Origin of the sequence: Streptomonospora wellingtoniae (genome assembly GCF_031845375.1) — a bacterium.
Lineage (GTDB): Bacteria > Actinomycetota > Actinomycetes > Streptosporangiales > Streptosporangiaceae > Streptomonospora > Streptomonospora wellingtoniae.
This window is the reverse complement of the sequence record NZ_JAVREK010000025.1, coordinates 18,142-33,178: the sequence shown is the minus strand read 5'-3', so window position 1 is coordinate 33,178 and position 15,037 is coordinate 18,142. Positions and strand designations below refer to the sequence as shown.

The window sequence follows — 15,037 nt, the reverse complement described above, 5'->3', positions numbered from 1 at the left end:
CTGAAGGACGTGGCGCAACCCGACGGCCGGCTCACCACGGATCTCGACCCGCGCGAACGCGCTCCGCAGGACGCCTGCGGGGTCTTCGGGGTCTGGGCGCCCGGCGAAGAAGTCAGCAAGCTCACCTATTTCGGCCTCTACGCATTGCAGCACCGCGGGCAGGAGTCCGCGGGCATCGCCCTCAGCGACGGCGAGCGCATCGTGGTTTACAAGGACATGGGACTGGTCTCCCAGGTCTTCAACGAGGCCACCCTCGACTCCCTGCAGGGACACCTCGCGATCGGACACTGCCGCTACTCCACCACCGGGTCGCCGGTGTGGGAGAACGCGCAGCCGACCTTCTACACCGCGCGGGAAGGCGGCCTGGCCCTCGGCCACAACGGCAACCTCATCAACACCCCCGAGCTCGCCGCGATGCTGCCCGACGAGCGCCGCGGCGCCACCACCGACACCGAGGTGCTCACCGGCCTGCTGGCCGACAACCCCGACCGCAGCACCGAAGAGGCGGCCATGGAGCTGCTTCCCCGGGTGCAGGGCGCGTTCTCGCTGGCGTTCATGGACGAGAGCACCCTCTACGCCGCCCGCGACCCGCAGGGCATCCGCCCGTTCGTGCTGGGCCGGCTGGAGAGCGGCTGGGCCGTGGCCAGCGAGACCGCCGCGCTGGACATCGTCGGCGCCACCTACGAGCGCGAGATCGCGCCCGGCGAGCTGCTGACGATCGACGAGCGCGGCGTGCGCTCGCAGCGCTTCGCTCCGGCCGCGCCCAAGGGCTGCCTGTTCGAGTACGTCTACCTCGCCCGGCCCGACACCACCATCGCCGGGCGCAACGTCAACTCCAGCCGCGTCGAGGTGGGCCGCCGCCTGGCCAAGCAGCACCCGGCCGAGGCCGACCTGGTGATCCCGGTGCCGGAGTCCGGCACCCCCGCGGCGGTGGGCTACGCCGACGGCAGCGGCATCCCCTTCGCCCAGGGCCTGGTGAAGAACTCCTACGTGGGCCGCACGTTCATCGAGCCCAGCCAGACCCTGCGCCAGCTCGGCATCCGGCTCAAGCTGAACCCCCTACGCGAGGTCATCGAGGGTCGGCGGCTGGTCGTGGTCGACGACTCCATCGTCCGCGGCAACACCCAGCGGGCGCTGGTGCGCATGCTGCGCGAGGCCGGCGCCGCCGAGGTGCACGTCCGCATCTCCAGCCCGCCCGTGATGTGGCCCTGCTACTACGGGGTCGACTTCGCCACCAAGGCCGAACTGGTCGCCGGGAACCTCTCCACCGAGGAGATCCGCGCCTCCATCGGTGCCGACTCGCTGGCCTTCGTCGAGCTGGACGAGCTCGTCGAGGCCACCGAGGTGCCCAAGGACCGGCTCTGCCGCGCCTGCTTCGACGGCGTCTACCCGATCGAGGTCGACGAAGGCGCCCGCGGCAAGTACCTGCTGGAGAAGTCCTGCGGCAACGCCACCGAGCGGCCGCTGGCGAGCGGTCGGCGCTGAACCGAGTCCCCAGCCCGCTGCAGAGCGGGCGCCGGTCCGCACGGGCCGTGCGGCGGGGGCCGCCGACCGGACCACCGCAACGAGTTGAGAGGTTTCGCGTGGCAGAGGGTGCCAGCAGCACGCCGGCGTACGCGTCCGCCGGTGTCGACGTCGCCGCCGGCGACCGCGCAGTCGCGCTGATGAAGGAGCACGTCGGGCGGGCCCGCCGCCCCGAGCAGGTCGCCGACCCCAGCGGGTTCGCCGGGCTCTTCCGGCTCGACACCTCCCGGTACCGCTCGCCGCTGCTGGCGACCTCGACCGACGGCGTGGGCACCAAGGTCATGATCGCCCAGCGGTGCGACCGGCACGACACCGTCGGCCTCGACCTGGTCGGCATGGTCGTCGACGACCTCGTCGTCTGCGGCGCCGAACCGCTGTTCATGACCGACTACATCGCGTGCGGCAAGGTGGTGCCCGAGCGCGTCGCCGAGCTGGTCAAGGGCATCGCCGAAGGCTGCCGCCAGGCCGGGTGCGCGCTCTCCGGCGGCGAGACCGCAGAGCACCCCGACGCCATGCGCCCGAACGAGTACGACCTCGCCGGCGCCGGCACCGGCATTGTGGAGGAGGACGCGGTTCTGGGTCCGCAGCGGGTGCGCGTGGGCGACGCCGTCATCGCGATGGCCTCCTCGGGGCTGCACTCCAACGGGTACTCGCTGGTGCGCCGCGTGGTCGACGAGGCGGGGCTGCGGCTGAACCAGCACGTGCCCGAGCTCGGCGCCGAGCTGGGCGAGGAGCTGCTCAAGCCGACCCGCATCTACGCGAAGGACTGCCTGGCGCTGGCCGGGTCGGTCGAGGTGCACGCCTTCGCCCACATCACCGGCGGCGGGCTGGCCGCCAACCTGGCGCGGTCGCTGCCCGAGGGGCTCGACGCCGTCGTGGACCGGACGACCTGGTCTCCGCCCGCGGTGTTTGCTTTCGTCGCCGAGCGCGGCGCCGTCGGGCAGGCCGACATGGAGGCGACGTTCAACATGGGCGTGGGCATGGCGGCCCTGGTGCCGGCCGCGTCGGCGCAGTCGGCTCTCGCGCTGCTGGAGCAGCGGGGAGTGCCCGCCTGGCACGCGGGCTCGGTGGTCGCCGGAAGCGGGACGGCGCGGTTGGAAGGCGCCTATGCGTGAGGCCGCGGCGCGTTTGGGGGCGCGAACGTAGCCGGTTCGCGCCACCGCGGCGGCGCGAACCGGCTGGTCTCAGAGCACGTTGTGCGTGTCAGCGGGCTCAGACCCGGTCATCCGGATGTCACCGGCTCCGGAAGCGACGGGTCAGCGGAGGCTGTCGGAACGGCCGGACTCTTCTCCGACCGACTTTCCGCCGCCCGGATACTCCTCGGCGAGGTCCGCATAACGGTCGACCAGGTCGTCGTAAGGGTCTTCGTGAGGCTGGTCCGGCGAATCCGGCGCTGCCCCGTCATCCTCAGCGACACCCAGCTCTGCCCGCAGCTGATCGAGGTCGGTGTGGCCGGAGTTGTACTTCAGCCTCCGAGCGACCTTCTGCTGCTTGGCCTTGGCTCGGCCGCGCCCCATGGCTCGACCCCCTCAACGATTGGGTTCGGACAAACCCCAGATCACTAGCAAAACCGCAATGCCGGGCTGACGGCCGTCACCGCACTGACGACAGGCGCCAGCTTACGTACGGATACAACCGTACCCGGTTTGGCCCGTACCTGCCTACGCCGCCCATCCCTAACAGGCGGCCAGAGGCGGGCACACGAGGCGGACTGTGCGACCCGGGCGTGTCGGTGCCGACCCCCGGCGGCCGATGCCGCCGCGGGCGGGTCCGACCCGCCCGGTACCGCGGACTCCTCGTCCGGTGAACGACGCGGCGTACCGCGGTTGTTCCCCGCATCGCGGGGCACGTCCGCGTATCGGCGGCACGTCCCCGCATGCCGCACGCGACGATCTGTGCCACGATTCCTGGCGTGCTGCCCAACCTGCCCTACGCCGCCTACCTCCGCGTCTACCAGCCGCTCATCGCGTTCTCCAACCGCGAGAAGGCCTATTGGCGGGCCTACGCCGCGTCGTCGCGGCGGCCCCGCCGCAGCGACGCCGTCGCGACCGAGCACTCCGAGAGCCTGCGCCGGCTGGTCTCCGCTCCGCCCGTTCCGGTTCCCGAGCGCGAGAGCGGCGACGCCTACGTCCGGCGGCTGGGTGGCGAGGTGTACGTCTGCCCGTGGCAGACCCGGTTGCGGTCCTGGCTGGGCCTGCGCGACTTCCGTACCGAAACTCCGGCACGGCTGAGCGCGGCCTTCATACCCGAGCCGGTCGCCGAGGCGGCCGAAGAGCGCTTCGAGCAGTGGCGCGAGCGCGGCGAGCCGATGCGGACGCAGATTCTGACCAGTACCTGGACCGTGCCCCTCGCTTGGTTCTCGCCCTTCGACGCCGAGGAGCGCTGCCTGGTGCTGGGCGGCGAGGAGCAGCAGCCGGCCGACGCGGCCGACCCTGACTCCGCCGATCGCGGGCTGCGCGGCGAGCGGGCCCGCCACCCGGCCGGCGGTGCGCGCCCCGCGCCGCGAACGCTGCTGTACGTGGCGCGGATGGCCGAGGCCCGAGAGCGCCTGGAGCGCGCGATCGCCCTGCTGCGCGAGCACGTCGGCGACAGCACCTCCCTGTCGGAGGCCGAGGGGCTGCAGGACTGGCTTCTGGGGGTCGCCCACCCCCGCGCCCTGCTGGAGCTGGACTACGGCGGCCTGGTGCACCTCGTCGGCGACGAGAGCCTCCGCCAGGACCAGTCGGTGGCCGAGGTGGGCGCAGCCCTGACAGGGCTGGAGACCGGCGAGCACGAGCTCGCGGTGGCGATGTACCAGCGGGTCTCTCGGCGGTGGAAGGAGATGGAGGCCCTCAAGCACGCCAACTGAGGGTCACGCCTTCACCACGCGCTCAGAGGGGCCGATCGGCTCCGCCGCCACGCCGAGCGCCAACCTGGCGGCCAGGTTTTTCACCCAACGCGTTCGGCCAAGCGCGTTCTGACAGGCGGATATGTCTAGACGAGTTTCACAGTTGGCATCAACAGCTCCGAAACAGGGCATAATACTCCATACAGATCGACATAGACTGTATCGAGCCGGTCACCGACTGCACTCTGCGTAACCGGAAAGCCAGGGCACACCGGGGATGTACGTGACAGGGGAGTGGTGTCGATGGGAGAAGACACCTACGCCCCTGACACCGGCCGCGCCGATGAAAGGCCAGGCCAGAACCCGAGCACCGACACCCGTCGCGTGCGGCGCCCCGAGTTTCAGTCGGGCCGTCTCTAGCACTTCCGGTTCACCGGATCGAGAAAAACAGGGCCGGAGAACGAAGTTTTGACCGAATACGCCACATGCCACTAAACGTGTCGCTAGAATCACTCAGCGTGACGCGACTCATGGGCGACTTTGCGACCTCCCATCCGACAAAGTCGCGTTAAGTGGTCGCGTAATCACCTCGGGTGATGCCAATATAGACCTACGAGGGCAATATTGGACATCCGGGCTAAGTGCCAGGATAAGGCTCAGGATCGGCACACAGATCCAGGAGGAGAGGCCGTACACATGTCAACTCGCACGCCCGAGGCGGAGCCCCTGTTGACTCCTGCCGAGGTCGCCACCATGTTCCGCGTGGACCCCAAGACCGTCACACGCTGGGCAAAGGCGGGCAAGCTGACCTCGATTCGGACCCTCGGTGGCCACCGTCGCTACCGCGAGACCGAGGTCCGCGCTCTGCTGGCGGGTATCCCCAACCAGCGCTCGGAGTGATCTCCCCGGCTTGTGCCGTATCCGGGGGGATGGAGCGGGGAGCGCGCGCCGACTCCCCGACCGCTGAGGGCGGGCCGCAGTGCGGCCCGCCCTCCCGCCTGCCGGGGCCCGCCCGCGCGTATCGTGCCTGCTGCGCACGGTGGGGACCTTTGCTGCGGAACCGACGCTGTCGGTATCTTCACGGTGGAGCCGCGCAGCGTCTCGACCCCGCGCCACCGCACCGTGCTCCGACGCCGAACAGAAGACGAAGGCGGGAGGGAGGCCACATGCGGGACACGCGTGTCGGCCCCACCGGCTTCCACGACGTCCGCGAGACCAACCTGGGCGTGGTCCTGCGGGCCGTGCGTACACTGGCCCCCTGCTCCCGCGCCGCGGTGGCCGCCGCGACCGGGCTGAACAAGACGACGGTCTCCAGCCTGGTCGCCGACCTCATCGCGCGCGGCCTGCTCCGCGAGACCGGCGAGTCCTCCGAGCGCCGGGTCGGCCGACCGGGAGTGATGCTCGCGCTGGACGACCGGACCATCGCCGCGGTCGGCGTCGAGGTGAACGTCGACTACCTCTCCGTGGTCGCCGTCGACCTGCTGGAGCGCGCCCTTGTCACCCGGCACATCGCCTTCGACGCACGCTCGGCCGGCCCCGACGCATGCGCGCGGCGCATCGTCTCCGCCGTCGCGGAGGTGGCGGCGGCGCCGGCGCTGCGCCGGCGCGCCGTGATCGGGCTGAGCGTGGCGGTGCCCGGCCTCGTCGACTCCCCCAACGGCGTCGTCACGCGGGCGCCCAACCTCGCCTGGCTCGGAACCCCGCTGCGCAGCCGGATCGAGGAGCTGATGGACCGCGCCGGCTCGGCGCCCGTCCCTGTTCTCGTCGACAACGACGCGAACCTGGGCGCGGTCGCCGAGTACCGCGGCGGCCACCTCGCGCATACCGCCGACCTCGTCTACATAACCGGCGAGGTCGGCATCGGCGCGGGGGTGCTGATGAACGGAGAGCTGATGCGCGGCTCCGCCGGTTTCGCCGGCGAGATCGGGCACGTGCGCATGGTCGAGGACGGTCCCGAGTGCGGTTGCGGTCGACGCGGCTGCCTGGAGGCGCTGGCCGGAATCGAAGCCATCCTGCGCGCGGCGCTGCCCGACCGATTCCCCGGAGGCGCGCTCACCCGGGCCGACCTGGCCGACCTCGTCGAAACCGCCGTCGAGCGCGCCGCCGCGGAGGACACCGTCGCCGTCGAGGCGCTGGACACCGCCGGCGCCTGGCTGGGCCGGGGCGCCGCGACCCTGGTCAACCTGGTCAACCCCGGTGCGGTGGTGCTGGGCGGGTACTTCGTGCCGCTCGCGCCGTGGCTGCTGCCCGCGTGCCGCGCGGCGGTGCGCGAGCTGGCGTTCGCGCCCGGCGCGGGGGGATGCACCGTGGAGCCCTCCGAGCTGGGGCTGACCGCGGCCGCGCGCGGCGGTGCGGTGGCGATGGTCGACGCGATGGAGAGCGGGCGGCTGCCGCTGCCCGCGCCGCCGAGAAACGGCGCCGCGGCGGCGGCCGACGAAGGCGCCTCGTGACTCCTTCGCGGGCGCCGCGCCGTCCGCGTGCGCGCTGAGCCGCATACGGCCGCGATTGCGGCGACGCGCTGCGACGCGGGGGCGGGCGCCCCACCCCCAAGCGGCGCCCGGTCCGGCGGTTCGGGCCGGGCGCCTTCAGCGGGGCAGGGGGGTCAGCCGACGACGTGGCCCTGCACGTACTCGTCGCGCCGCTCCCACTCCAGGTAGCGCTCGGACTCGCCCATCAGGCTCGTGGCGAGCCAGACGGCGACGCCGACGTCGTCGGCCAGACCCAGCACCGGCACGAACAGCTCGGGCACCAGGTCGATCGGCGAGGCGACGTAGACGAGCCCTAGGACGAACACCAGCAGTCGGGTAACGGTGAGGCCCTCGTATCGGCCGCGCAGGCGCGACATCATCATGCGCGGAAGCGCTGCGGCGCGCTCCCCCAGGCCGGGCGCACCCGGCCGGGCGTTGTGCTGCACGGCCTGCCATGCCGCGGCCCCGGCGGCGGCGCGGTTGCTCTTGCGCATCGACTCCACCTCGACTTCGTGTGGCTCGGCGGTGCGGCCGAACGGCCCACCTCCGCACTACTCACGATATGACGCGTGCACGGAAGCGAAAGTTCCGGATACCGGCTAGGTTGGTCTCCGCTTCCCCTTCCCCACACTCCCCGACTCAAGGACGCCGTAGACCATCATGCGTACGAAACCCGCCGCACCGGGGGCGATTCCGCTGATCGCACCACTCCTGGCGGCGGCCGTCCTCACCCTGCCCGCCTGCTCGGCGGTGAGCGGAGGCAGCACGCCCGACCCGTCCGCGGCACCCCCGCCCTCCGCCGGCGGATCGGGCTCTTCGCCCTCCGACGACCGGGGCTCGGGGGATGAGGGCCCGGCTTCCGCTCAGGGCCCGCTGGGGGGCATGACGGTCGTCGTGGACCCCGGCCACAACGGCGGCAACGCCGACGCCGCCGAGGAGATCGCCGAGACCGTCGACGCCGGGCACGGAAGCAAGGCCTGCGACACCGTCGGCGCCGAGACCGACGACGGCTACACCGAGCACGCCTTCAACTGGGACGTGTCCGAGCGGCTTCGAGGCGTCCTGGAGGAGGACGGCGCCGAGGTGGTGTTCACTCGCAACGACGACGAGGGCGTCGGCCCGTGCATCACCGAGCGCGCCGAGATCGGCAACGAGGCGGAGGCCGACGCGGCGATCTCCATCCACGCCGACGGCGGCCCGGCGAGCGGGCGGGGCTTCCATGTCATCGCACCGGGCGACCTGGAGGGCTACACCGACGACATCGCCGAGCGCTCGCAGCGCCTGGCCCTGGACGTGCGCGCGGAGTTCGAGGAGGGCACCGGGCAGCAGCGCGCCGACTACATCGCCGAGGACGGCCTCGACCACCGCACCGACCTGGGCGGCCTGAACCTCTCCGACGTACCGAAGGTGTTCCTGGAGGCAGGGAACATGAGCAACCCCGAGGACGCCGCCGACCTCTCCGACCCCCAGTGGCGCGAGAAGGCCGCAAAGGCGGTTGCGGCGGGGATCAGCCGCTACCTGCAGGAGGAGCAGGGCGGCGGGGACGAGGAGGAGTAGTCCGCCTCAAGCAGCCTCAAGCACACGTTGGCCCTCTCGCCGGTTCGCGCCCGGAACTGCCCGGCCGCGAATCGGCGGCGGCCTGCGGATCGGGCGGCCGCGGCTTGCTGAGGCGTCGGCGGGGGCGGATGCGGCCGGAAGCGGAAGCGCGGGCGGGTGTCGGAGGTGCCATGCCTTGCCCGATAATCGCGTAATGACCGATTCATCCCCCGAATCCCGGCCGACCGCACCATCGAATCCGGCGGAAGCGGCCGACCTACCCCTCGAGTTCGACGTCGTCCGGCGCGGCTACGACCGCCGGCAGGTTCTGACCCTGCTGGAGACGCTGCAGCGGAGCCTCGACGACCCCGCGGCCCCCGGTGCGGTCACGCCCCGGGAGGCGCGCGACCGCGCCGCGTTCGACATGGTGCTGCGCGGTTTCGACCGCGCCCAGGTGGACGCCGCCTTCGAACGGCTGCTGGAGTCGCTGGCGGCCGTGCGCGGCGAGGACGGCGGCGGCGCCGCGGCGGGCGAGGTGCGGGCGGAGCGTGCGGACCCCGTCGCGTTCGACCGGGTCCTGCGCGGCTACGATCCCCTCGCGGCAGCGGAGCTGGTCGACGCGGGCGCCAAGGCGCTGCGAGGGCTGCGCGGCGGCGAGAGCGGCGCCGCCGCCGCGCGTGCGGCGGCCGACGCCCTCCGCGACCGGCGAGACGCGCTTCCCCGCGCCCTGCGCGGCTTCGACCGGCGGCAGGTGGACAGGGCCGTCGACGCCGTCTGCGAAGAATTGGAGCGCGGACCCCAGCCCCGTTGAGCTTGCAGCCATCGTCAAGGAGAGGATTTCCATTCGCGATGGCTGCAAGATCGACGGTGATCGCGCGCGGCGACGCCGCACCGCCCCGGCGCGTCCGATTCCGGCAGGCCTGAGCGGAGTGGTCTTCTCCCACGTTCCGCCGAGGAATCGGCACAATGTAGCCATGCCTCTGACACCGGCTGACATCCGCAGCAAGCAGTTCAACACGGTGCGCTTGCGCCCGGGATACAACGAGGAGGACGTCGACGCCTTCCTCGATCGGGTGGAAGCCACGCTCGCCGGCCTTCAGGGAGGTCCGCGCAACGCGCCGCCCATGACCGCGGAGGAGGTGGACGGCGCGAAGTTCCGGACCACGCGGCTGAGCCCCGGCTACGACGAGGACGAGGTCGACGCCTTCCTCGACGTCGTCTCGGCGGAGCTTCGCAGGCACGGCCTCGTTCGCGCCTCCGAGGCGGCGTGGCCGGGTCCCGCGGGGCCCTACGGACAACGGCCGCAGCAGGGCCCCCAGCCGCCGCACGGGCCGGGCCCCCTGCACGGCACCGGTCCCGGCGGCGGTCCCGTTCCACCGCCTCCGGACCCCGGCCCGATGGCGCCTCCGCCTCCTCCGGGCAGCGGCCCACCGCCCACCGGACCGCCTCCCTCGGCGCAGGGCGGACGGCCGCCGATGCGCCCCGAGGACATCCGCAACCAGCAGTTCTCCACCACCCGGCTCACCACCGGCTACAACGAGGAGGAGGTCGACGCTTTCCTGGACAGCGCCGAGGCGACGCTGGAGGCGCTGATGCACGGCCACGGCGATCGTGCGCCGCTGACCGCCGCCAAGGTCGACCGCGTCAAGTTCTCCACCACGCGCGCCCGGCCGGGTTACGACCCCGCGCAGGTCGACGCGTTCCTGGACTTCCTCGCCCAGGAGTTCCGGCACTACGAGGACACCCGGTAGCCCGGGCCGGGGCAGGGGAGCACGGCGGCGCGACACGTCGAACGCCGCGCTCTGCTGCCCCGGCCCGCCGCGACCGAGCAGCACCGGCAACCGACCGTGCCCGCTGTTCGCCGGTGCGATCCGCGCAATCCGCTCCTCCGAAAACCTCGCCTTCGGACACGCTCGAATCGCCGAGCCTTCCATCCGATACAGAAAGTAATATGCGATAACTTGACGCACACGCGCGTGTCGCGACAGGCACGGCGATCCGGAGGAGGGCAGGACCATGACGCAGACGGCGGCCTCCGGCGACGGTCAGCGCCGCCTCCCGCAGCGGCGCTCCGCCGCTCGTAAACGCGCACCGCGCGCTGCCGCCGCCCGCGCGCCCGCGCAGCTCGTCCGGCGGGACCAGCAGCTGCGGCCACCGCGGACGGGCGCAGGTTCCGGACACGCGCCGGCGCAGCCGCCGGTGCGCCCTGCCCCGGTGCCGGCCGGTTTCGGTCCCCCTGCCGGTGATGCGGCGCCGAACGAGCCGCTGTCCGTCTCCCGGCACCCCTGGGAGGTGCCGCTGACTGTCGCGGCCGCGCTGGTCACCTGTTGCGTGATCGGCGCCGCCGTCCACACGGTGTGGACGGGCGAGGGGCCGGCGCTCTGGGCGGCCGGGCTCGTGCTCGCGGGAATCCCCGGCGGCTGCTGGGCGGCGGGCGGTCTGCGGCACGCGCGCCGGCGGGCGCAGTCGGTCCGCATCTCGCCCACGCAGTTCCCCGACGCCGACCACGCCATCCGTCGACTGAGCGTCGGGATGGGGCTGGCGGCCATACCCGACGTCTACGTCTACCCGGCCGCGAGCGGAGGGCCGCGGCCCTGGGGCGTAGGACACGGTCGGCGCGGCTACGTCGTGGTGCCCGGCGACCTGTTCGACTCCGACGGCCGGCTGCGCGACCCCGATGCCCTGCGCTTCGTCGCCGCCCACCAACTGGGCCACATCGCCGCCGGCCACGCGTCGTTCGGACTGCGGGCCGCGACGGCCGCCGCCCGGCTGGTGCCCGTGCTCGGCGCCGCGCTTTCGCGCGCCATGGAGTACACGGCGGACAACCACGCGCACGCGTACTGCCCCGAGGGGGTGCACGCCGTGCGCCTTCCGGCGGGCGGAGCCCGCCTGTACGCGCAGGTGAACATGAGCGAGATGGCCGAGCGCGCACGCACCGACCGGGGGCCGTTCGTGTTCCTCTACAACCTGCTCTCCAGCCGGCCGGCCAACACCAAGCGGATGGCCGCCCTGCGCGACCGCTCCCGCCCGGGGCGCCTCTTCTTCTGACCGGCGCACCGGACCGGGCGGCCCCCAGGGGCTCCGGTGGCAACGGCCCCCTGCCTGGGCCTGCGTGGTCAGCCGCTCAGCCGCCGGGGGCGGGATCGGCCGGGCGGAGCTCGGCCAGGAGAAGCTCGGCGAAGTAGGTGCCGACCTCCGATCCGGTCAGCTCGCCTCCTGCGCGGTACCAGGTGCTGAGGTGGTGCACGGCGCCGAAATACTGGGTGACGGCGATGTCGGCCGGCACGTCGGTGCGGAACACGCCTTCGCGCTGGCCCTCCTCGATCATGCCGCGGAAGCGCTCGTGGTACCGGCGCCGCTCCTTGCGCACGGCCGTCATCCGGTCGTCGGAGAGCATGTGCAGCGACCGGAAGAAGATCCGCGTGTCGTCGAGGTTGTCGACGGTGGTGTGCACGACGTCGACCGCGGCGTTGCGCAGCCGCTCGCCGACCGGGCCCTCGGCGCCCGCGAACGCGTTCAGCCGCTCCGTCTGCATGGCGAGCACGCGCTGGTAGATCGCGTAGAGCAGGTCCTCCTTGGAGGTGAAGTAGTGGTACATCGCCCCCTTGGTCACTCCGGCGGCCGAGACGAGTTCCTGCACCGAGGTGCGCTCGAAGCCCTGCTCGGCGAAGAGCCGGGTGGCCACCGAGAGCAGCCGGTCGGGAACCGCGGGCCCGCGGCCGGGTGCGGTTGCCGACCGCTCGGAGCCGTCCGTGTTCTGCATGCGCCTTCCCGTCTGCCGAGTCCTGCGCACAGTGGCGCACGTTCCAGCATAGGCATACCATCCGGTCGGTCGCTGGACGCCCGCCGGGCCGCGCCGCGAAGAGCGATCGGACCGAGAGCGCTCCCACGCGAAGCGGGGCGGGCACGCCCGGGGACCCGCAGGGGAACTCCGCACCGTCGCGCCGTTTGCCTCCCCGCAGGCCCGCCGCCGCACCCGGCCCGCGGGCGACACGCTGAAGCGCGGCCGCCGCCCGGGCACCGGTGCCGCGACGAGACGGCAGGCCATCGGAGCTCCTGCGGGCCACCGAACCCGCGACCGACAGCGCGCCGCCCGGCACCGGAGCCCGGCGCGGCCCTAAGGTGGTGGCCCGCCGCGACACACCGCCGGCAGCTGTCGATTCGTACGCATGTTCGATATACTGGTGGAGTGAGTCTCTACAACGAACGGATCGACGTCAGATCGACCACCGGCGGCCACCCGGCGTTCTTCGCCTGGCGCGACCGCACCTACCGTGTCCGGCGCATCATCGGCGCCTGGGGCGCGCCGCATGAACGCGCCGCCCGCACCGCCACGACCGCGGCCGCCGACATGCGACTGGTCCGCGTCGCCGCCGAGTCTCCCGACGGAGAGCTGAGCATCGCCGACATCAGCTGCGACAACACCACCGGCGACTGGACCATGCGCCGCCTGTGGGGCTGATCCGCCACACGCCCGGCCGCCACGCGCAGAGCGGCCGGGCGGCGCTGCCGCCGGTGGCCGTCGGCGCACCGGCACGGTATGCGGTCACACGTCCAGTTCGGTCTGCCCCCGGCCCGCCCGAGCGGAGCTGCGCCCGCCGACCCGTCTGAGGCAGCGGCGGCAGGTCACCGGATACTCGGCCGGGCGCAGGCGCAACGGGTCGGCGGCGGCCCGGCACACGACCGCGGGAACCCGCACACCCACCCACGTCGTTTCCTCGACCGCGTGGACCACCGAGGACGCGCCGATCGTCGCCCTGCCGCCCGACAGCTCGCGCCTGCGCCGCGCCAGGACCGCGGCGAGATGCTCGACGTCCGCCCCGGACGCACCGGGATCCTCCTTGGCCGCTCCGCTCATGGGACCAGGATCGCGCACCGCGCCGACAGCCGGGGAACGACCGTACTGCACGAGGGCCGTGGCGCCCCGTACGGGCCGCTAGGGCGCGGCGTAGTACGCCGGCCCCTCCTCGCGGGCGTGGGCGATGCGGCGCATGACCCGCTCGTTCATCGGGGGCAGCCGGTCGGGGGCGAACCAGCCGACCTCGAGCGACTCCTCCTCGTCGGGGCGCGCGCTCCCGCCCACGGGGCGGCACCGGAAGGTGACGTCCATGAACTGCACGCGGTCGCCGTTTCCGTAGGTGAACGGCGGCTCGGTGACGACGCTGGCGATCCGCTCGGGGGCCACGTCGACGCCGGTCTCCTCGGCGACCTCGCGGACGAGCGCGGCGGCCGGCTGCTCGCCGGGCTCCAGGATGCCGCCGGGAGTGCTCCAGAACCCGTCGTCGGCGCGCCGGTGCAGCAGTATCTCTCCCGACTCCGCCACGACCACGGCGGTCACGCCCGTCAGCCAGAGCAGTTCGTGGCCCACGTGCTTGCGCAGGCGAAGGATGAAGTCGGGTGTGGGCATGGCATCGAGACTACCCAGCGGAGCCGCCGGTGAACGCAGCACTCACCCGGTGAGCGGGCGCCGGTAGACGAGCGAGTAGCGCCAGAAGAGCAGGCGCCGCACGCGCGCTCCGGGCAGGTGGCGCCCCGCCGCGAGGCGGACCCGGCACAGGCTCATCCGGGGCTCGCGCATCGCAACGGGCGCCTCGGACGCAGGGCTGGGAATACCGGTGAAGGCGCGGGCGGCGAGCAGGCCGGCGCCCATCGCCCATTGCGGAGCCAGAGCGGCTGCGCCGGCCGCGTGGTCGGCCGCGGTCTCCTCGCGGTAGAGCCCGAGGACGGCGAGGACGCCGCCCGGTGCGAGCCCATGGGCCATCGCCCGCACCGACTCGGCGAAGTCCATGTGGTGAAGGCTGGCGACGGCGGAGACGAAGTCGTAGGCGCCGACCGCGATGCCGTAGTCCGCAAGGGCCGTTTCGGTGTACTGCACGCCCAGCCGCCGCGGTGTGCGCTCACGGGCCTCGGCGATGACGCCTGGGTCGGGATCGATGGCCTCGACGCGGGCGCAGCGGGCGGTGAGGCGGCGGGCGAAGCGCCCGGTGCCGCATCCGACGTCGAGCGCGCGCACGCAGTGGTCGGGCACGTGGCGGAGCAGATGGTCGTGGTAGTGGACGTTGTGGTCCCACGAGAAAGGCAATGACGCTCCGAGTGCGGCGCGGGCCGGTCGGCAGCACGGCACGGCGGCGGCCCCGGTTTCCCGGGGCGCCGCGCGCCGCGGCGCGGTCGTCCATGGCGGTGCGGGGGGTTCAGCCCGCCTGCTGCTTGCCCTCCAGCAGCTCCATGGCGTTGACGGCCGCCGATACGGAGTTGTGGACCGGAACCTGCCGGTGCAGGCCGACGAGGCGGACGACCTTGGTCACCCGTTCGTTCGGCGCGGCCAGCGCGAGGCTGCCACCGTGCTCCTTCACGGCCCGATAGGCGTTGATGACGACGTTCAGGCCGCTGGAGTCCATGAACTCCAGCCCCGTCAGGTCGAGGATCAACCACGGACCGTGCTTGTCGATCGCGGACAGGACATGTTCGTGGAGGTCGTCGGCGGTCGCGATGTCGAGGTCGCCCTCGACGCTCACGATCACGCTGTGGTTGTCGACCCGGGTGCTCAGCCCAAGCCTGTGCACGTTCACTCCTCCCAGCCCCACGTGTCGATGAGGGGTTCCCCTTGCTCACCCTACGGAAAACAGCGGATTTCGGTAGGGGTCCACCGCGTTCTGTTGCGACGGCGGCCATGAGCGGGAGG

17 protein-coding genes are annotated in these 15,037 nt (G+C 72.7%); 10 read left to right on the top strand and 7 right to left on the bottom strand.

What is annotated here, in order from left to right:
• Window positions 1–9: 9 nt before the first annotated feature.
• A complete protein-coding gene (gene purF / locus RM446_RS20265; protein ID WP_311546960.1) occupies window positions 10–1,485 on the top strand; it encodes an amidophosphoribosyltransferase in 1,476 nt (491 codons plus the stop codon).
• A gap of 98 nt (window positions 1,486–1,583) precedes the next feature.
• Window positions 1,584–2,639, top strand: coding sequence for a phosphoribosylformylglycinamidine cyclo-ligase (gene purM / locus RM446_RS20260; protein ID WP_311546959.1), 1,056 nt, complete (start codon window positions 1,584–1,586; stop codon window positions 2,637–2,639).
• Between the two features lie 141 nt (window positions 2,640–2,780).
• Here the strand turns inward: purM and RM446_RS20255 are convergent, their stop codons facing one another.
• Complete coding sequence (locus RM446_RS20255) at window positions 2,781–3,041, bottom strand: DUF3073 domain-containing protein (RefSeq protein ID WP_311546958.1); 261 nt, start codon at window positions 3,039–3,041, stop codon at window positions 2,781–2,783.
• A 395-nt stretch (window positions 3,042–3,436) separates the two neighbouring features.
• Here RM446_RS20255 and RM446_RS20250 point away from each other — a divergent pair, with 395 nt between their 5' ends.
• The 3 genes from RM446_RS20250 (at window position 3,437) to RM446_RS20240 (ending at window position 6,801) form a co-directional block, all read left to right on the top strand.
• On the top strand, window positions 3,437–4,372 hold the full coding sequence (locus RM446_RS20250) for a hypothetical protein (RefSeq protein WP_398695567.1): 936 nt from the start codon (window positions 3,437–3,439) through the stop codon (window positions 4,370–4,372).
• A 675-nt stretch (window positions 4,373–5,047) separates the two neighbouring features.
• Window positions 5,048–5,251 (top strand): developmental transcriptional regulator BldC, encoded by a 204-nt coding sequence (bldC, locus tag RM446_RS20245; RefSeq protein WP_017621302.1) that lies wholly within the window; start codon window positions 5,048–5,050, stop codon window positions 5,249–5,251.
• A 266-nt stretch (window positions 5,252–5,517) separates the two neighbouring features.
• Entirely contained in the window at window positions 5,518–6,801 is a 1,284-nt protein-coding gene (locus RM446_RS20240; RefSeq protein ID WP_311546957.1) for an ROK family transcriptional regulator, read from the top strand.
• Between the two features lie 152 nt (window positions 6,802–6,953).
• Here RM446_RS20240 and RM446_RS20235 read toward each other — a convergent pair whose 3' ends face one another.
• Window positions 6,954–7,313, bottom strand: a complete 360-nt coding sequence (locus RM446_RS20235; RefSeq protein ID WP_311546956.1) for a YkvA family protein — start codon at window positions 7,311–7,313, stop codon at window positions 6,954–6,956.
• A 166-nt stretch (window positions 7,314–7,479) separates the two neighbouring features.
• Between RM446_RS20235 and RM446_RS20230 the strand changes: the two genes are divergently transcribed.
• The 4 genes from RM446_RS20230 to RM446_RS20215 all read left to right on the top strand — a co-directional run bounded on the left by RM446_RS20230 (window position 7,480) and on the right by RM446_RS20215 (window position 11,403).
• Window positions 7,480–8,376 (top strand): N-acetylmuramoyl-L-alanine amidase, encoded by an 897-nt coding sequence (locus RM446_RS20230; RefSeq protein ID WP_311546955.1) that lies wholly within the window; start codon window positions 7,480–7,482, stop codon window positions 8,374–8,376.
• A gap of 193 nt (window positions 8,377–8,569) precedes the next feature.
• Entirely contained in the window at window positions 8,570–9,166 is a 597-nt protein-coding gene (locus RM446_RS20225; protein WP_311546954.1) for a hypothetical protein, read from the top strand.
• 163 nt (window positions 9,167–9,329) lie between these two features.
• Window positions 9,330–10,106: a DivIVA domain-containing protein gene (locus RM446_RS20220; protein ID WP_311546953.1), complete on the top strand. Its 777-nt coding sequence runs from the start codon at window positions 9,330–9,332 to the stop codon at window positions 10,104–10,106.
• Between the two features lie 541 nt (window positions 10,107–10,647).
• Window positions 10,648–11,403 carry a M48 family metallopeptidase gene (locus tag RM446_RS20215; protein WP_311546952.1) on the top strand — a complete coding sequence of 252 codons (756 nt, stop codon included), beginning with the start codon at window positions 10,648–10,650 and terminating at the stop codon, window positions 11,401–11,403.
• A 76-nt stretch (window positions 11,404–11,479) separates the two neighbouring features.
• Here the strand turns inward: RM446_RS20215 and RM446_RS20210 are convergent, their stop codons facing one another.
• Window positions 11,480–12,118, bottom strand: a complete 639-nt coding sequence (locus RM446_RS20210; RefSeq protein ID WP_311546951.1) for a TetR/AcrR family transcriptional regulator — start codon at window positions 12,116–12,118, stop codon at window positions 11,480–11,482.
• Window positions 12,119–12,544: 426 nt separating this feature from the next.
• Between RM446_RS20210 and RM446_RS20205 the strand changes: the two genes are divergently transcribed.
• A complete protein-coding gene (locus tag RM446_RS20205; RefSeq protein WP_311546950.1) occupies window positions 12,545–12,817 on the top strand; it encodes a DUF6504 family protein in 273 nt (90 codons plus the stop codon).
• Between the two features lie 84 nt (window positions 12,818–12,901).
• Here RM446_RS20205 and RM446_RS20200 read toward each other — a convergent pair whose 3' ends face one another.
• The 4 genes from RM446_RS20200 to RM446_RS20185 all read right to left on the bottom strand — a co-directional run bounded on the left by RM446_RS20200 (window position 12,902) and on the right by RM446_RS20185 (window position 14,918).
• Window positions 12,902–13,213: a hypothetical protein gene (locus tag RM446_RS20200; RefSeq protein WP_311546949.1), complete on the bottom strand. Its 312-nt coding sequence runs from the start codon at window positions 13,211–13,213 to the stop codon at window positions 12,902–12,904.
• 78 nt (window positions 13,214–13,291) lie between these two features.
• Entirely contained in the window at window positions 13,292–13,762 is a 471-nt protein-coding gene (locus RM446_RS20195) for an NUDIX hydrolase (protein WP_311546948.1), read from the bottom strand.
• A gap of 42 nt (window positions 13,763–13,804) precedes the next feature.
• The gene (locus RM446_RS20190; protein ID WP_311546947.1) at window positions 13,805–14,437 is read right to left on the bottom strand and encodes a class I SAM-dependent methyltransferase; all 633 of its coding nucleotides are present in this window, start codon (window positions 14,435–14,437) and stop codon (window positions 13,805–13,807) included.
• Window positions 14,438–14,546: 109 nt separating this feature from the next.
• Window positions 14,547–14,918 (bottom strand): STAS domain-containing protein, encoded by a 372-nt coding sequence (locus tag RM446_RS20185; RefSeq protein WP_311546946.1) that lies wholly within the window; start codon window positions 14,916–14,918, stop codon window positions 14,547–14,549.
• Window positions 14,919–15,037: the final 119 nt, after the last annotated feature.

Bases quoted from the DNA above. Each gene is read 5' to 3' on its own strand.
- RM446_RS20255 (WP_311546958.1), bottom strand. From the start codon at position 3,041: ATGGGGCGCGGCCGAGCCAAGGCCAAGCAGCAGAAGGTCGCTCGGAGG.
- bldC (WP_017621302.1), top strand. From the start codon at position 5,048: ATGTCAACTCGCACGCCCGAGGCGGAGCCCCTGTTGACTCCTGCCGAG.
- RM446_RS20240 (WP_311546957.1), top strand. From the start codon at position 5,518: ATGCGGGACACGCGTGTCGGCCCCACCGGCTTCCACGACGTCCGCGAG.
- RM446_RS20235 (WP_311546956.1), bottom strand. From the start codon at position 7,313: ATGCGCAAGAGCAACCGCGCCGCCGCCGGGGCCGCGGCATGGCAGGCC.
- RM446_RS20230 (WP_311546955.1), top strand. From the start codon at position 7,480: ATGCGTACGAAACCCGCCGCACCGGGGGCGATTCCGCTGATCGCACCA.
- RM446_RS20225 (WP_311546954.1), top strand. From the start codon at position 8,570: ATGACCGATTCATCCCCCGAATCCCGGCCGACCGCACCATCGAATCCG.
- RM446_RS20220 (WP_311546953.1), top strand. From the start codon at position 9,330: ATGCCTCTGACACCGGCTGACATCCGCAGCAAGCAGTTCAACACGGTG.
- RM446_RS20210 (WP_311546951.1), bottom strand. From the start codon at position 12,118: ATGCAGAACACGGACGGCTCCGAGCGGTCGGCAACCGCACCCGGCCGC.
- RM446_RS20200 (WP_311546949.1), bottom strand. From the start codon at position 13,213: ATGAGCGGAGCGGCCAAGGAGGATCCCGGTGCGTCCGGGGCGGACGTC.
- RM446_RS20195 (WP_311546948.1), bottom strand. From the start codon at position 13,762: ATGCCCACACCCGACTTCATCCTTCGCCTGCGCAAGCACGTGGGCCAC.